Source organism: Pseudomonas sp. NPDC087697, assembly GCF_044743155.1.
Lineage (GTDB): Bacteria > Pseudomonadota > Gammaproteobacteria > Pseudomonadales > Pseudomonadaceae > Aquipseudomonas.
Window position 1 is genome coordinate 197,222 of record NZ_JBIUVW010000003.1, and the last position, 16,577, is coordinate 213,798.

Annotated in this window: 12 protein-coding genes and 3 pseudogenes; 6 read left to right on the plus strand and 9 right to left on the minus strand. The window is 58.2% G+C overall.

Translation table 11 applies throughout. The annotated features are described in order from the left end of the window. Positions 1–223: 223 nt before the first annotated feature. A pseudogene (locus ACIPIN_RS04275) lies at positions 224–448 on the plus strand (mechanosensitive ion channel family protein); the annotation flags it as partial. Positions 449–531: 83 nt separating this feature from the next. Here the strand turns inward: ACIPIN_RS04275 and ACIPIN_RS04280 are convergent. Further along, positions 532–1,680 (minus strand): hypothetical protein, encoded by a 1,149-nt coding sequence (locus tag ACIPIN_RS04280; protein WP_401115734.1) that lies wholly within the window; start codon positions 1,678–1,680, stop codon positions 532–534. Positions 1,681–1,919: 239 nt separating this feature from the next. Between ACIPIN_RS04280 and ACIPIN_RS04285 the strand changes: the two are divergent. Further along, positions 1,920–2,209, plus strand: a pseudogene (locus ACIPIN_RS04285) (hypothetical protein); the annotation flags it as partial. A gap of 14 nt (positions 2,210–2,223) precedes the next feature. Here ACIPIN_RS04285 and ACIPIN_RS04290 read toward each other — a convergent pair. From ACIPIN_RS04290 to ACIPIN_RS04300, 3 genes and pseudogenes are all read right to left on the minus strand, one after another. Next, positions 2,224–3,088, minus strand: a pseudogene (locus tag ACIPIN_RS04290) (carboxylate/amino acid/amine transporter). 357 nt (positions 3,089–3,445) lie between these two features. Continuing rightward, positions 3,446–4,045, minus strand: coding sequence for an FMN-dependent NADH-azoreductase (locus ACIPIN_RS04295; RefSeq protein ID WP_401115737.1), 600 nt, complete (start codon positions 4,043–4,045; stop codon positions 3,446–3,448). 149 nt (positions 4,046–4,194) lie between these two features. Then, a complete protein-coding gene (locus ACIPIN_RS04300; RefSeq protein WP_401115740.1) occupies positions 4,195–4,509 on the minus strand; it encodes a 3-phosphoglycerate kinase in 315 nt (104 codons plus the stop codon). Positions 4,510–4,558: 49 nt separating this feature from the next. Between ACIPIN_RS04300 and ACIPIN_RS04305 the strand changes: the two genes are divergently transcribed. The 4 genes from ACIPIN_RS04305 (at position 4,559) to ACIPIN_RS04320 (ending at position 8,781) form a co-directional block, all read left to right on the plus strand. Further along, positions 4,559–5,482, plus strand: a complete 924-nt coding sequence (locus tag ACIPIN_RS04305) for a LysR family transcriptional regulator (protein WP_401115743.1) — start codon at positions 4,559–4,561, stop codon at positions 5,480–5,482. A 14-nt stretch (positions 5,483–5,496) separates the two neighbouring features. Beyond that, the gene (locus ACIPIN_RS04310) at positions 5,497–6,300 is read left to right on the plus strand and encodes an alpha/beta fold hydrolase (protein ID WP_401115746.1); all 804 of its coding nucleotides are present in this window, start codon (positions 5,497–5,499) and stop codon (positions 6,298–6,300) included. Between the two features lie 3 nt (positions 6,301–6,303). Beyond that, positions 6,304–6,861: a peptidylprolyl isomerase gene (locus ACIPIN_RS04315; protein ID WP_401115748.1), complete on the plus strand. Its 558-nt coding sequence runs from the start codon at positions 6,304–6,306 to the stop codon at positions 6,859–6,861. Positions 6,862–6,948: 87 nt separating this feature from the next. Next, on the plus strand, positions 6,949–8,781 hold the full coding sequence (locus ACIPIN_RS04320) for an ABC transporter ATP-binding protein (protein ID WP_401115751.1): 1,833 nt from the start codon (positions 6,949–6,951) through the stop codon (positions 8,779–8,781). Between the two features lie 142 nt (positions 8,782–8,923). On the opposite strand, the gene ACIPIN_RS04325 is transcribed toward ACIPIN_RS04320, so the two are convergent. The 5 genes from ACIPIN_RS04325 to hrpA form a co-directional block, all read right to left on the minus strand. Continuing rightward, on the minus strand, positions 8,924–10,048 hold the full coding sequence (locus ACIPIN_RS04325) for a GNAT family N-acetyltransferase (protein WP_401115754.1): 1,125 nt from the start codon (positions 10,046–10,048) through the stop codon (positions 8,924–8,926). A 123-nt stretch (positions 10,049–10,171) separates the two neighbouring features. Further along, a complete protein-coding gene (locus ACIPIN_RS04330; protein ID WP_401115757.1) occupies positions 10,172–10,408 on the minus strand; it encodes an anti-sigma factor family protein in 237 nt (78 codons plus the stop codon). Further along, a complete protein-coding gene (locus tag ACIPIN_RS04335) occupies positions 10,402–11,016 on the minus strand; it encodes an RNA polymerase sigma factor (protein WP_401115760.1) in 615 nt (204 codons plus the stop codon). The genes ACIPIN_RS04330 and ACIPIN_RS04335 overlap by 7 nt, the downstream gene beginning before the upstream one ends. Positions 11,017–11,138: 122 nt before the next feature. Further along, complete coding sequence (locus ACIPIN_RS04340; protein ID WP_401115763.1) at positions 11,139–12,260, minus strand: beta-ketoacyl-ACP synthase III; 1,122 nt, start codon at positions 12,258–12,260, stop codon at positions 11,139–11,141. A gap of 309 nt (positions 12,261–12,569) precedes the next feature. Beyond that, entirely contained in the window at positions 12,570–16,481 is a 3,912-nt protein-coding gene (gene hrpA, locus ACIPIN_RS04345; protein WP_401115765.1) for an ATP-dependent RNA helicase HrpA, read from the minus strand. Between the last annotated feature and the right edge of the window lie 96 nt (positions 16,482–16,577).

Genomic DNA, 16,577 nt, shown 5'->3' on the forward strand with positions numbered 1-16,577 from the left:
CGTCTCGTCCTGCGGAAAAATCGTTTTAGCCCATGGATCTCAAACAGCTCTGGCTCAATACCCAAGACCTCTGGGGCGCTCTCGATCAGCACCCGCTTGTGCATTCCAGCCTGGCGCTGATGGTGCTGTTGGTGATCGCCTTGCCGCTCGGACGAGTGGCGCGTTATGTGGTGTTGCATGTGTTCGGCGCGATCATCATCGTCGCGCCCCTGATCCACCGCTCACAATTCAGGGCGTACCGCTGGAAATCTATTGCTTCACCCGCACCACGGTGTGGGCCGATTACGAGCGGATCCAGGGCGATATCTTCGATTATCTGTTGGCGGTGCTGCCGGAGTTTGGTTTGAGCCTGTACCAGCAACCGAGCGGTAATGATTTGCGCGCAGGTTTGTTGCCGGCGGTGTTGGGGGCGAGCCATTTTTCAGAGTCTGAAAAACGAGCCTTGTAACAACCTCGCTCCCTGTAGAAACCAGCTTTGCAGCGATAAAGTCGGCAAGTTAAAAGGGCTGTAGCTGTTCTCGGATGGCAAACCTAGCGCTTCTGAAGATCCATTTTGTAGCCCGCACCAGGGACTCCCTCGTGCAGCGCCGATTGGATTTTCTCGTACAAACCATTGGCCTCGGCAGTGGTTATCGACCGTGAACAATCACGCAGCACCACCCGTAAAAGCACGTTCTCCTGTCCGGGCAAAATCCCCAGACGCTCAATCGCTTGAAGAGGCAACTCCGCCAAAGGCCAGCGCCCTTTGATCTGCATTTCCTCGATCCAGCCTGAACACTCTCCGGCTGCCTGCAACATCTTTTCGGTCAATACTTCTTCGCTTTGGCCTGGCGTTACCGCCAAGGAAATATCCCGGGTAATTGAGGGTAAACGCGATACTGCCTTCCACGGTTTCAAGTCATTCATCTGAGCTTGTACTCGTGCATTGGGGTCACGAAGCAGGCGAATATCCGGAATACCTTTGCGCAGCATGGTCAAGCGATCCAACCCCATGCCCAAGGCCAGTCCACCATGGTGCAGCGGATCAATCTGTAACCGTTTCAATAACGAAGCAGCAATACAACCGCACTCCAACACCTCAACGGGTAGGTCATTGTTTAGCAGATTTACCTCGATCCCACCTTCGGTGTAGTGATGTGGGCTGTCGCGATAGACCCAGGGCTTGTCAGGAACTGCCAACTGGAGGATGTCGCCCACCAAACGCAGTAAATGTTCACGCGTCGAAAGCTCAGGATCGCCCAGTACCCAGATATCCATTTGATGGGGTTCAGCACAATGCCATCGATCACGACTGTCACGACGAAAGGTAATACCGGGCGCAGCCAACAGGATCGTTTCACCCGGCTGCCGCCTCTGCGCTGCACGCTGGAGCGCAGCCGGGATTTGACTGGTGGTTTGCGTACGTAACAAGGAATGGTCGTCGACCCATCGAGTGTGTTCGCTGCCGAGGGTGATTTCAGCAGGGTCATAACCCAACAACCCATAATTTTCCTCCGCGGAAACAATACGCGGACCTGTCTGCACTTCGGCGCCGGACCAACCTTTTTTAGCAAGCCCTTCGACAACTTCAATGAGCAACATTCGTATGGCATGTTCGGGGACGCTTGACGCGGTAAGATCAACCAACGCCAATGCCGACTGAACAGAATCATCCGTGAGATATTTCTTCGAAGAGTACATCGCTAGCTCTCTATATAATTGGCGTAGGGTGCCCCTATTCAAGCGAGCAATACATAACAGATAAAAACCAACTTACCCGTTTAGTACATATACCTACAACCAACCAGACTCGAAATCCCAAAAATCAGAATAAGCCTACAGAGGCAACCTACACAAATAACTTTAGGTGTCAAAATAACACCGCGAAACGCCAAATCACTCTAAAAGAACCTTAAAATCAGTAGTTACCATTAACAATACATGCCTCACCTTACGCACTGATTGAAGAAGATATAGTCCATAACTTAATTCAGTCCGTAGCCGATTTTTTTCGAAGTTCATTACGCCCACATGAAACCACAAGAGCCCTGCCCATTCACATTTAACGGAAGTTTGAAAACATCAGGGATATTATTACCAGGTCAACTCCCAGATGAATGAGGGCATCAGTGGTGTCCATTTGGTGATAGGTGATGGTTCTTCGGGCTACCACATCGATTTTTTAAGTCCGGGCGTCAACGTAACCCCAATAGAACAGCAGCTCCCTTAGGAGCGCCTCTCCTCTTACGCTGGGGTTGCGACTTGCCGGACACCCAACCGACTAATCCACACCGCCGCCAGAATCACCGAGCCGCCCAGGAACAACCGCCCCAACGCTTCATGCTGATTCCAGATCAGCAAGTTGATCAGCAGCCCCACCGGCACGTGCAGGTTGTTCATTACCGCCAGCGTCCCGCCATTGACCAGGCAGGCGCCCTTGTTCCACCAGTACAGGCCCAACGCGGTGGACACCAGGCCGAGGAACACCAGCACGCCCCACTGCAATGGCGCTTCTGGCAGGAAGTTCTGTTTGCCGAACAGCAGAAACGCCGGCAACGCCACCGCCAGCGCGCCGAGGTAGAAGTAACCAAAACGCCGGTAGTGCGGCAGATCGCTCGGATGGCGCGCCACCAAATGTTTGTACAGCACCTGACCTGGCATAGGTGAAGTTGGCCAGTTGCAGCAGCAGGAACCCCATGAAGAAGTCCGGATTGATCCGGTCATAGCGGATCACCGCCGCGCCGAACACGGCAACCAATGCCGCCACCAGCGCCCAGGGATTGAAGCGGCGGTTCAGCGCATCTTCGATCAAGGTCACGTGCAACGGCGTGAGGATGGTGAACAGCAAGACTTCCGGCACCGTCAGCACCCGGAAGCTCAGGTACAGGCAGACGTAGGTCACGCCAAACTGCAACGCGCCGATCAACAGCATCCCGCGCATGAACGCCGGTTCCACCTGACGCCAGCGGGTCAACGGAATGAACACCAACCCCGCCAGCAACACCCGCACCAGTACCGCGAAATAGCTGTCGACATGCCCGGCCAGGTATTCGCCGATCAAACTGAAGGAAAACGCCTGAATCAGCGTGACAAAAAGTAGATAGCCCATGCTCGCCTCGTTTCGAATGGCGGCGACGATAGCGGGTTTTGCCTGTTATCGCGAACAGTCAGCCAATACACAAAACCTGTGGGAGCGGGCTTGCTCGCGAAGAGGGAGTGTCAGTCGACATCATTGTTGAATGACACACCGCTATCGTCGGAACGCCGCCCGGAGCAAGCCCGCTCCCACAGGTTCGTGCCCGGCCACAAAATCGCAGGCAAAAAAAAGCCCGATCTCGCTAAAGCGTTCAATCGGGCTAGAGCACTCATGAGCAACAAGTGCAAAGGGAGGTTCGATGCGCGAACCGGCTTGAAGGGGTGTGCGAGTGCTACTTAACCATCAGGTGATTATCTGGCGATTAACGGCTCAGGCAACCTGGGCAAGCTTGGCGTTGGCCTGGTTCAGACCCTTTTCGTGGAAGTCACCGCCCAGGTTCATGCCTTCGGCGTGAATGAAGGTGACATCGTGGATACCGATGAACGCCATGACCTGACGCAGGTACGGTTCCTGGTGATCGGAAGTACTACCGGTGTGGATCCCGCCACGAGCGGTCAGGACAAACGCCCTTTTACCGTTGAGCAGACCTTGCGGACCGGTTTCGGTGTACTTGAAGGTCACACCGGCACGCAGTACATGGTCGAGCCAGGCTTTGAGCGTGCTGGGGATCGCGAAGTTGTACATCGGTGCGGCCATGACCAATACGTCGGCAGCCAGTAATTCGTCGGTCAACTGGTTGGAGCGTTCCAGCGACGCCTGTTCGGTTTCGTTGCGTTGCTCGGCAGGTTTCATCCAGCCACCCAGCAGGTTGGCATCCAGATGCGGAACCGGATGGGTCGCAAGGTCACGAACGCTGATCTGGTCGGCCGGGTGTGCGGCTTTCCATTGACTGATGAAGGTTTGAGTCAGCTGACGCGATACCGAGTCTTGCTGGCGGGCACTGCTTTCGATGATCAGAACGCGGGACATGGGATGTAGCCTCCATCGGTGAATGCTGTAAGTCGATGGAGTGGAGATTAAACAGAGTCGTATCGATGAAAAAGCACAAATAACTGCTATAAACCATCAATAAATTCGTTTATAAGCGGAGCGTATCTGCCCCGCCTGTGCAACAGCCCTTATTTGGGTTTGCAGGTCAGGGTGATGTACAGCTTGATGATTTCGCGGTTGAACCTGGCCGAAAGGTCGGCGCTTTTGCCGGCATCCAGGCTCACGCGGCGAGTTCGCGGTGATTCCGGACCGTTGCGAAACGCCACCGAGCATTCGGCGGCTTTATCGCCGTAGTTGTTCAGCGTAATGGCGCCCATGTCGTACGTGGTGTCGTAGGTGGCGTAGTTGATCTTCAGGCCATTGAGGTCTTTCTCGACATCAATGGGGTAGGCAAATGCAGTCAGCGGCAGCATTGCCAGCACCACACAACAGATTTTTTTCATTCGGCAGCCTCCAATGGAAGCTGCCAGCTTAGGACAAGAGGAGCTCATCATGAAAGCGCCCCGCGTGACCCTTGATCAATGGCGCACGTTGCAAGCCGTGGTCGACCACGGTGGTTTCGCCCAGGCCGCCGAAGCGCTGCACCGTTCGCAATCGTCCGTCAGCTACACCGTAGCGCGCATGCAGGACCAGCTCGGTGTGCCGCTGTTGCGCATCGACGGCCGTAAGGCAGTGCTGACCGAAGCCGGCGGCGTGCTGCTGCGTCGCTCCCGGCAACTGGTCAAACAGGCCAGTCAGCTGGAAGATCTGGCGCACCACATGGAGCAAGGCTGGGAGGCGGAAGTGCGGCTGGTGGTCGACGCCGCTTACCCGAACGCCCGGCTGGTTCGCGCCTTGAGTGCATTCATGCCGCAAAGTCGCGGCTGCCGGGTGCGGCTGCGTGAAGAGGTGCTGTCCGGGGTCGAGGAAGTGCTGCTCGAAGGCGTGGCTGACCTGGCCATCAGCGGCTTCAACATTTCCGGTTACCTGGGCGCGGAGTTAAGTGCCGTTGAGTTCGTTGCCGTCGCCCACCCCGATCATGCCTTGCATCGACTGAACCGTGAACTGAGTTTCCACGATCTGGAAAGTCAGTTGCAGGTGGTGATCCGCGATTCCGGTCGCCAGCAACCGCGTGATGTCGGCTGGCTCGGTGCTGAACAGCGCTGGACCGTCGGCAGCCTGGCCACCGCCGCCACCTTCGTCAGCAGCGGCCTGGGGTTTGCCTGGCTGCCGCGGCACATGATCGAACGCGAACTCAAGGAAGGCCTGCTCAAGCTGCTACCGTTGGATCAAGGTGGCAGCCGGCATCCGACCTTTTATCTGTATTCGAACAAGGACAAACCCTTGGGGCCGGCGACGCAGATTCTCGTCGAGTTGCTGCGCACCTTTGATACCGCGCCGCTGGATGCGCCTTTCGCTGCACCAGAACAAGCCTGACAAGGAGTTGCGCCATGGCCTATTTCGAACACGAAGGTTGCACCTTGCACTACGAGGAATATGGCCACGGCACACCCCTGCTGCTGGTTCACGGGCTGGGCTCGAGTACGCTGGACTGGGAAAAACAGATCCCCGAGCTCTCGACCCGTTATCGGGTGATTATTCCGGACGTACGCGGCCACGGTCGTTCCGACAAGCCCCGCGAGCGCTACAGCATTGCCGGTTTCAGCGCCGATCTGGTCGCACTGATCGAACACCTGAACCTTGGCCCGGCGCATCTGGTCGGGTTGTCCATGGGCGGGATGATCGGTTTTCAGCTGGCGGTGGATCAGCCAGCGCTGCTTAAAAGCCTGTGCATCGTCAACAGCGCACCCGAGGTCAAAGTCCGCACGACGGATGATTACTGGCAATGGTTCAAACGCTGGAGCCTGATGCGCATCCTCAGCCTGCGCACCATCGGCACGGCTCTGGGTGGCAAATTGTTTCCCAAACCCGAACAGGCGGAATTGCGGCATAAAATGGCCGAGCGCTGGGCAAAAAACGACAAACGTGCTTATCTCGCCAGCTTCAATGCCATCGTTGGCTGGGGAGTTCAGGAACGACTGGCGAAAGTCACCTGTCCAACCCTGATCGTCAGCGCCGACCGTGACTACACGCCGGTGGCGCTGAAAGAAGCCTATGTAAAACTGCTTCCCGATGCGCGGCTGGTGGTGATCGAAGATTCACGCCACGCAACGCCATTGGACCAGCCACAACGTTTCAACCAAACCCTGCTTGAATTTCTAACCGCAGTCGACACCACTACCCAGGAACATTGACCCATGCTGAAAAAAATTGCCCTTGTCGCCGGCTCCGTTCTGTTCGCCGCCAACCTGATGGCCGCAGACGCTGCCAAGGCTCCGCACGTTTTGCTCGACACCACCAACGGCCAGATCGAAATCGAGCTGGATCCGGTCAAGGCACCGATCAGCACCAAGAACTTTCTCGCCTATGTCGACAGCGGCTTCTACAACAACACGATTTTTCACCGTGTCATTCCTGGGTTCATGATCCAGGGTGGTGGTTTTACTCAACAAATGCAGCAAAAAGAAGCCAACGCTCCGATCAAGAACGAGTCCAAAAACGGCTTGCATAACGTTCGCGGAACGCTGTCCATGGCCCGTACTTCGGTCCCGGATTCGGCTACCAGCCAGTTCTTCGTCAACGTCAAGGACAACGACTTCCTCGACCAAGGTGACGGCTATGCAGTATTCGGTAAAGTCGTGAAAGGCATGGACGTGGTAGACATCATCGTCAACTCGCGAACCACCACCAAACAAGGTATGCCGGATGTCCCAGCCGACCCTGTGTTCATCAAGTCCGCCAAGCGCATCGACTAAGCTGAACAGGGAGTCTTGAGCTGCGCTTCATTGCGCAAGCGCAGCTCACATCGTTTAAAGGAGAGCCCGTGCGCGGGTGGAGAACCAATGCTTTATCGTCGTTTCGAAAAACTGATCGATATTTTCCGTGACGCCCCGACGGCGGCTCCGCCGAGCCGGGTTCTCCCCTTCTATACCTATTACTTGCGCCAGGTGTGGCCGAGCTTTGCCGCACTGTTGGTCGTCGGCTTGATCGGCGCGCTGATCGAAGTGGCGTTGTTCAGTTACCTGAGCCGGATCATCGATCTGGCCCAAGGCACGCCAAATATAGACTTCTTCAAGATTCACGGCGTCGAGCTGGCCTGGATGGCGGTGGTCGCACTGATTCTGCGGCCGATATTCGTCGGCCTGCATGACCTGCTGGTGCATCAAACCCTGAGCCCCGGCATGACCAGCATGATTCGCTGGCAAAACCACAGTTACGTGCTCAAACAGAGCCTGAATTTTTTCCAGAACGACTTCGCCGGGCGCATCGCCCAACGGATCATGCAGACCGGCAACTCCCTGCGCGACTCTGCGGTGCAAGCCGTTGACGCGCTGTGGCATGTGCTGATCTACGCGATCAGCTCGCTGGTGCTGTTTGCCGAAGCCGACTGGCGCCTGATGATCCCGCTGTTGACCTGGATCGCCTGCTACATCGGCGCGCTTTGCTACTTCGTGCCACGGGTCAAGGAACGCTCGGTGGTGTCCTCCGATGCGCGCTCCAAACTCATGGGCCGGATCGTCGACGGCTACACCAACATCACCACGCTGAAACTCTTCGCCCACACCAACTTCGAACAGCAATACGCCCGCGAAGCCATCGCGGAGCAGACCGAAAAATCCCAGTTGGCCGGCCGCGTAGTCACCAGCATGGACGTGGTTATCACCAGCATGAACGGCCTGCTGATCGTCGGCACCACCGGCCTGGCGCTATGGCTGTGGACCCAGTCGCTGATCTCGGTTGGCGCCATTGCCCTGGCCACTGGCCTGGTGATCCGCATCGTCAACATGTCGGGCTGGATCATGTGGGTGGTCAACGGCATCTTCGAAAACATCGGCATGGTCCAGGACGGCCTGCAAACCATCGCCCAACCGATCAGTGTTACCGACCGCGAACCGGCACCACGCCTGGAAGTGGCCCGCGGCGAAGTGCGTTTCGAGCATGTGGCATTTCACTACGGCAAGAAAAGCGGAATCATCGGCGACCTCAATCTGACGATCAAAGCCGGCGAAAAAATCGGATTGATCGGCCCTTCAGGTGCGGGCAAATCGACCCTGGTGAACCTGCTGCTGCGCCTCTACGATCTGCAGGACGGGCAGATTCTGGTCGACGGCCAGAACATCGCCAACGTGGCCCAGGAGAGCCTGCGCGAGCGGATCGGCATGATCACCCAGGACACCTCGCTGCTGCACCGTTCGATCCGTGACAATCTGCTTTACGGCAAACCCGACGCCACTGACGAAGAGCTCTGGGAGGCGGTCCGCAAGGCCCGCGCCGACGAGTTCATCCCGTTGCTGTCGGACGCTGAAGGTCGTACCGGCTTCGATGCTCACGTCGGTGAGCGCGGGGTGAAACTCTCCGGTGGTCAGCGCCAACGGATCGCCATCGCCCGAGTGCTGCTCAAGGACGCGCCGATCCTGATCATGGACGAAGCCACCTCGGCGCTGGACTCGGAAGTCGAAGCGGCGATTCAGGAAAGCCTGGAAACCCTGATGCAGGGCAAAACCGTGATCGCCATCGCTCACCGACTCTCGACCATCGCCCGGATGGATCGTCTGGTAGTGCTGGAAAAAGGCCGGATCGCCGAAAGCGGCAGCCACGCCGAACTGCTGGCCCATGGCGGGTTGTATGCGCGGTTGTGGCAGCACCAGACCGGTGGGTTTGTCGGCATCGATTGAGGACGTTCGTTATCCGTAGGAGCTGCCGAAGGCTGCGATCTTTTCGGGCCTGAAGCCGATAAAGATCAGGATCAAAAGATCGCAGCCTGCGGCAGCTCCTACACAGGTCGTGTACATCCGCAGTCAGTGCATGAGTCCCACCTCAGCCTTGTCGGTACGGCAAGGCTGTCTTCGCCTCTTCGGCATAACCCATGACACCCAGACGTTCGCGTTCAAGAAAATCCTTCACCGCCGCTTTCAATCCGGCATGCCGCAAGTAGTGCCAGGAATGAGTGATCACCGGCTCAAAACCACGGATCAATTTGTGCTCACCCTGTGCGCCGGCATCGAAACGCTGGAAGCCGTTAGCGATGGCGTACTCCATGCCTTGATAGAAACAGGTCTCGAAATGCAGGCGGTCGAACTCCGCCAGGCAGCCCCAATAACGTCCATAAAAACTATCGCCACCAACCAGACTGAAGGCCATGGCCACCGGCCGTGATCCTTGTTTGGCCAAGACCACCCGAATGGCTTCGGGCATGCGTTCGGCCAACAGACTAAAAAACTCCCGCGTCAGGTACGGCGACTGCCGACGCACCGCATAAGTGTTGGCGTAGCAGGCGTAGACAAAATCCCACAGTGCCTGGTCAAGTTGATGCCCCTCAAGCCATTCAAACTCGATGCCCTGCCCCGCCACTTGTTCACGTTCCTTGCGCATCTGCTTGCGCTTGCGTGAACTGAGTGCGTCGAGGAAATCCTGAAAATCCCGATAGCCGCGATTCTGCCAGTGATACTGGCAGCCAATGCGTTGCAACCAGCCCGGTTGCTCGGCCAATGCTGCATCGGTGAAGGCGTCGGTAAAGTTGATATGGGCGCTGGAGAGTCCTTCAACTTCCAGATAACCCGGCACGCTTTTCAGCAGTTCGAAACCATCCTGTACATTCGCCGCCAACAAACGTGGCCCGCTGACCGGACTGAATGGCACAGCCGTCAGAAGCTTGGGGTAGTAATCGATCCCGGCGCGCTCGCAAGCATCGGCCCAGGCATGGTCGAACACGTATTCGCCGTAGGAATGCCATTTGCGGTAACTCGGCAACGCCGCGAGCAGCCGACCGCCTTCGATGTGCAGCAGATGCTCCGGCTGCCAGCCGGACTGCGGACCCAGGCTGCCACTGTCCTCCAGCGCCCCCAGAAAAGCGTGACGCAGAAACGGCTGAGTCTCGGGTACCAGCGCATCCCACTCTTGAGGCGCGATGGCGGACAGACTGTCCAAAACGTGTAACGGCATTCTGTTCCCCAACGATTGTTGCCTACAAACCCGTCGAGTATCGCCCATCCCCGGCGCTTGCCGAAATAAAAAAAACCGCCGATGCGGGGTCAAAACCAAGTATGAGGGAGGTGCGACCTGAAACTATTTTTTACCTTTTTGCCGCTCGGCGGCCAGGCGTTCGGCGAGCTCGTCGACACCGGGAAGCGGTTTTTCGGGCATGACGCGCAAAGTCGCCTGCATCAAGCGCATCTGCCGAATGAACCGCCGGCAATTGGGGCAAAACATCAAATGATGACGCATCATCAGCCGCTCACGAAAACTCAACTGGCCATCGAGATAGTCGCTGGACCGCGCCACTTGTTCCTTGCAGGTCAACATTCGCCGGTTTCCTCAAAATGCTCCACGGTTGCAAAGACCTTCAACCGTGCCCGGTGCAGCAGCACCCGAACATTGGAGAGCGAGATCTCCAGAAGATTACAGATCTCCTCCAGCTCCAGGCCTTGACGCTCACGCAACAGCAGCACGCTGCTTTGCAGTTCCGAAAGGCTGAGCAAGGTATGTTCCAGGCATTCACGTAGCTCGTTTTCGGTGAGCAGCGCTTCAGGGGTGTCCTGATGCCAGTTGAACGGCGCCACCAACCAGTGGCCATCTCCGGGGGAGAAACGATCATCATCGATGGTGCCGTGGGGTGACGGCAGGTCATCGAGCAGCACTTCCCGGCGGTTTTGTTTATATCGACCTTTTGCCGCGTTGGCGGTGATGGTCAGCAGCCAGGTCTTGAGGCTGGAACGCCCCTCGAACCCGCTCAGGTTGCGCACCACCGACAGCCAGGCATCCTGCACCACTTCATCGGCATTGCGCGAACCAACGATGGCATAAGCCACCGCCCGCATGGCGCTCTGGTAGGTGCTGACCAACTCCTTGAAAGCCTTCTGCTCGCCCGCCAACAGGCGTTCGAGCAGTTGCGTGTCGTCAGCTGCGGCCATTGATACCTCGTTTCCGAATGTGTGGTGCCCGATAGAAAAAGATCGCAGCCTTCGGCAGCTCCTACGGGGGTTGGGCTTCTGCCCTTCTCGCGTAGGAGCTGCCGCAGGCTGCGATCTTGAACTCAGCGTTTGCGCAGAATCACGCTGCCAATCGAATAACCGGCACCAAACGAGCTGAGTACCGCCAGCGAACCGGCTGGCAAATCGTCCTGGTTCTTGTGAAAGGCAATCACCGAACCGGCGGAGCTGGTGTTGGCATACGTGTCGAGAATCACCGGGGCTTCTTCTTCGGTGGCTTCGCGGCCCAGCAGCTTCTTGACGATCAGGTGGTTCATGCTGAGGTTGGCCTGGTGCAGCCAGAAACGCTTCACGTCGCTGACGTTCAGTTTGTTCTCGTCCAGATGGGTTGCGATCAGTTCCGCGACCATCGGGCAAACGTCACGGAACACCTTGCGACCTTCCTGGACGAAGAGTTTGTCACGGGCACCGATGCCCTCTTCCGCCGCGCGGTTGAGGAAGCCGAAGTTGTTGCGAATGTTGTTGGAGAACTTGGTCAGCAGTTTGGTGCTGACGATGTCGAACTGATACCTGGACGTGGCCAGATCGGCACGTTCGATGATTACCGCAGTGGCGGCGTCGCCGAATATGAAGTGACTGTCACGGTCGCGGAAGTTCAGGTGACCGGTGCAGACTTCCGGGTTGACCATCAGGATCGCCCGGGCCTGGCCCAGCTGTACGCTGCTGGTGGCGGCCTGAATGCCGAACGTCGCCGAGGAACAGGCCACGTTCATGTCAAAACCGAAACCTTCAATACCCAGCGCTTCCTGGACTTCGATGGCAATGGCCGGGTAGGCGCGTTGCAGATTGGAGCAGGCGACGATCACACCGTCGATATCCGCCGCGGTCTTGCCGGCGCGCTGCAGGGCCTGCTCGGCAGCGCCAATGGCCATCTGGCAGAGTACTGACCATTCGTCGTTGGAACGCTCAGGCAAACGAGGCGCCATGCGCTTTGGATCGAGAATGCCTTCCTTGTCCATGACAAAGCGGCTTTTGATCCCGGAGGCTTTTTCGATAAAGGCTGCGCTGGATTCGGTCAACGCTTCCACTTCGCCACGCTCGATGGCGTCAGCGTTGTCAGCGTTGAACTGGGTGACGTAAGCATTGAAAGACTGCACCAGCTCTTCGTTGGAGATGCTGTTGGCCGGGGTATACAAGCCGGTGCCGCTGATGACGACGTTATGCATGGTCGTTTCTCTAATCTGTTCAGGCAGAAAGCGTTGGCACCGACGTACCAACACATAAAGGGTTTATCCCGTCAAAGGGCATCAACCTGGCATCGCTTTATTCCGATCCGCCCAGGCTGCGAAGGCTCAAATCTGCGGGGCAGGCGTTTATAACAGCGAAGTTTGCCATAAACATTGGCGCTTGGCCCCTTTTGCGAGAGCAAGCGCTTACCCAATGTGGGAGCGGGCTTGCTCGCGAAGGCGGTGGGTCATTCAGCTTAAATGTTGACTGCCCCACCGCCTTCGCGAGCAAGCCCGCTCCCACAGGGTTTAGGGTTCGACTTGACCCCATTGCTTGCTCAAGCGTTTGTCGGAGATCGGTACTTTGGTCCCCAGTTGCTGGGCAAACAGCGAAACCCGGTATTCCTCCAGCCACCAGCGATAGAGTTCAAGCTGCGGATCGCGCTTGCCTTCCTGCGCGTGCTTGTTGGCACGAGTCTGGTATTGGGTCCAGAGACCGGACAACTCGCCGCTCCAGACCCGGTCCTTCTGCACCTGAGCGCCAAGTTTCTCGAAGCGCTGCTCGATGGCCTTGAGATAACGCGGCAGTTCCTTGAGCCATTGCATCGGGGTTTCACGGACAAAACCTGGATAAACCAGGTGACTGAGCTGCTGCTTGATGTCGTTCAGGGCCACCGCTTGCGCCAGGTCGATCTTGCCTTTGAAGCGCTTCTGCAAACCGTGCCAGAGCTTGAGAATCTCCAGTGTCAGTTTCGCCAGACGCTCGGCATGTTCGGTCCACGCACCGCGCTTGCGCTCGGCCAGCGAGGCCAAACCAGCACCGTCACGCGGCAAACTCGCTTCGCCGTCGAGAATGCAGCTGTCGAGGCTCGCCAGCAGAATGTCTTCCACCAGACTGTCGATGCGCCCCAGGTCGCGGTACATCAAGCCCAGCTCAGTGAGCCCCGGCAGCTTGCCGCGCGGGAACTTCGCCGGCTCGGCCAGTTGCTGCATGAGCAAACGCTGCAACGCCCGACGATGCTGGAACTCAGCCTCGGCCGGCGTCGAGAAACGCCCTTCCTTGACCGTGCCTGCCTCTTCCACCAATGCCGGGTAAACCGTCATCGACAGCCCTGCGATCTTTTGTTGAGTTTTTTCTGCCACCGCGGCAAAGACTTTCGCCTCCACCGGCTGCTGACTTTTCGCAGTCTGCGGGACAGCCAATGCCGCCTGACTGGCCTCGGCAAAACGTGCGGTCAGCTCAGGCAGATCACGGCCCTCGCCGAGGAATTTGCCCTGGCCATCGACGATTTCCAGGTTCATCCGCAGATGACTTTCGACCTGCTGCGCCGCGTCGCTCCAGGCTTCATCACTGACCCGCGCACCAGTCATGCGCAATAGTTCACGACCCAGCGCCTGAGGCAACGAACCCTCGGCGAAAGTGATTCGCTGCAACGCCGCTTTGACGAAGTCCGGCACCGGTACGAAGTTCTTGCGCAATGCCTTGGGCAGGTTGCGCACCAGCGCGATGCACTTGGCTTCAATCACGCCGGGTACCAGCCATTCCAACCGCTCCGGCGGCAGCGCCGGCAACAGCGGTGCCGGCACACGCAGGGTCACGCCATCGCGGGGATGGTTGGGCTCGAAGTGGTAACTCAGCGGCAGGGTCAGATCGCCCAGACGCAGGGTGTCCGGGTAATGCGCGGCGGTAACTTCGCTGGCTTCGCGGGCCAGTACGTCTTCTTCGCGCATGATCAGCAGTTGCGGGTCTTTCTGGCTGTTGATCCGATACCAGCTGTCGAAGGTCGCGGTCTGATGGATCTCTGCCGGCAAGCGCGCGTCGTAGAAGGCAAACAGGGTTTCCTCGTCCGCCAGAATGTCGCGACGACGGGCCTTGGCCTCCAGTTCGTCGAGCTGTTCCAGCAGTAAGGTATTGGCGCTCAAGCACTTGGCTTTGGACTGAATCTCGCCCCGCACCAGCGCTTCGCGGATAAACAGTTCACGCGAGGTGACAGGATCGATCGGCCCGTAATGCACCGCCCGACGACCGACCACGATCAACCCGAACAAGGTGATCTGCTCGTAGGCCACGACCTGTCCACGCTTCTTCTCCCAATGGGGTTCGAAGTGGTTCTTCTTGATCAGGTGCCCGGCCAGCGGCTCGATCCAGTCCGGCTCGATCTTCGCCACCATGCGCGCGTAGAGCTTGGTGGTTTCCACCAGTTCGGCGGTCATCAGCCATTGCGGGCGTTTCTTGCCCAGGCCCGATGACGGGTGAATCCAGAAGCGCCGCTGACGAGCACCCAAGTAATCGCCGTCTTCGGTTTTCTGGCCGATCTGGCTGAGTAAACCGGACAGTACGGCTTTGTGCAGTTTCGGGTAGTCCGCCGGCTCTTTGTTCAGACTCAACTGCATGTCGCGGCAGATCAGGCTCAGCTGACGATGGGAATCGCGCCACTCGCGCAGGCGCAGGTAATTCAGGAAATTCTTGCGGCACCAGTTGCGCAGCGGACTGGCGGTCAGGGCCTGGCGTTGCTCTTCAAAACCACGCCACAGATTGACCAGCCCGGCGAAGTCCGAGTCCACGTCTTTCCATTGTGCGTGGGCCTGATCGGCGGCCTGCTGACGCTCCGGCGGACGCTCGCGCGGGTCCTGAATCGACATGGCACTGGCGACGACCAGCACTTCCTGCAAGCTGCCGAGCTTCGCCGCTTCCAGCAGCATCCGGCCCATGCGCGGGTCCACTGGCAACCGCGCCAGTTGCCGGCCCAGCGGCGTCAGCTGACTGTTGCGGTCGACGGCCGAGAGCTCTTGCAGCAGGTTGAAGCCGTCGCTGATGGCCTTGCCATCCGGCGGCTCGATAAACGGGAAGTCGGTGATTTCACCGAGGCGCAGATGGAGCATCTGCAAAATCACCGCCGCAAGGTTGGTACGCAGAATTTCCGGATCGGTAAATTCCGGGCGCCCAATGAAGTCTTCTTCGCTATACAGACGTATGCAAATACCCGGCTCGACCCGCCCGCAGCGACCTTTACGCTGGTTGGCGCTGGCCTGGGAAACCGCCTCGATCGGCAGGCGCTGTACCTTGGCCCGGTAGCTGTAGCGGCTGATGCGCGCAGTACCGCTGTCGATCACGTAACGAATGCCCGGCACGGTCAGCGAGGTTTCCGCAACGTTGGTCGCCAGCACCACGCGACGACCTGGGTGGGACTGGAATATCCGCTGCTGCTCGGCCGGCGACAGACGTGCGTACAGCGGTAAAATCTCGGTGTGCTTGAGCTGGGCTTTACGCAGCATGTCCGCTGCGTCACGAATCTCTCGCTCGCCAGGCAGGAACACCAGCACATCGCCAGGACTACGACGTTCGCTGCGTTCGAATGCAGCAATTTCATCAAGGGTGGCGAGGATCGCCTGATCCACGGTCAAGTCGTCTTCGACCCGATTGCCCTCCTCGTCCTGCTCCAGCGTCAACGGCCGGTACCAGGTGTCCACCGGGAACGTGCGGCCCGAGACTTCGACAATCGGTGCATCGTCGAAGTGCTTGGAGAAACGCTCCAGATCGATCGTCGCCGAAGTGATGATGACTTTCAGGTCCGGGCGGCGTGGCAGCAGGGTTTTCAGGTAACCGAGCAGGAAGTCGATGTTCAGGCTGCGTTCGTGAGCTTCGTCGACGATGATCGTGTCGTAGCGTTCGAGGTAGCGGTCGTTCTGGGTTTCCGCCAGCAGGATGCCGTCGGTCATCAGTTTGATCAGTGTATTGGAATCGCTCTGATCCTCGAACCGCACCTGATAACCGACCAAGGCACCCAGCGGCGTTGCCAGCTCTTCGGCAACCCGGCTCGCGACGCTGCGTGCTGCAATCCGGCGGGGTTGGGTATGGCCGATCAAGCCGTGTTGGCCACGACCGATTTCCAGGCAGATCTTCGGCAACTGGGTGGTTTTACCCGAGCCGGTTTCACCGGCGATGATCAGCACCTGATGCTTGAGCAGCGCCTGCTTGATTTCGTCGCGTTTGGCGGCAATCGGCAGGCTGTCGTCGTAACGAATCACCGGCAGGCTGGCGCGCCGCGCCAACACCTGATCGCAGGACGCTTGCATGCGCGTCACCCACAGGGCCAGCTTGGCGTCGTCGGGCTTATTGCGCAGCTCGAGCAACTGCCGCCGCAGCCGGTGGCGGTCGGCGAGCATGGCGTGGTCGAGGTTTTTCAGCAGTTTGTCGATGGAAGGCGATTCGTCAGTCATCAGGTACGCAAAGGTCGTCTAGTGGTGCAGGGGGCGGATTGTCGCAGATTTAACGAGCGAACGAGATCCTTGTAGCAGCTGGCGAAGCCTGCGTTC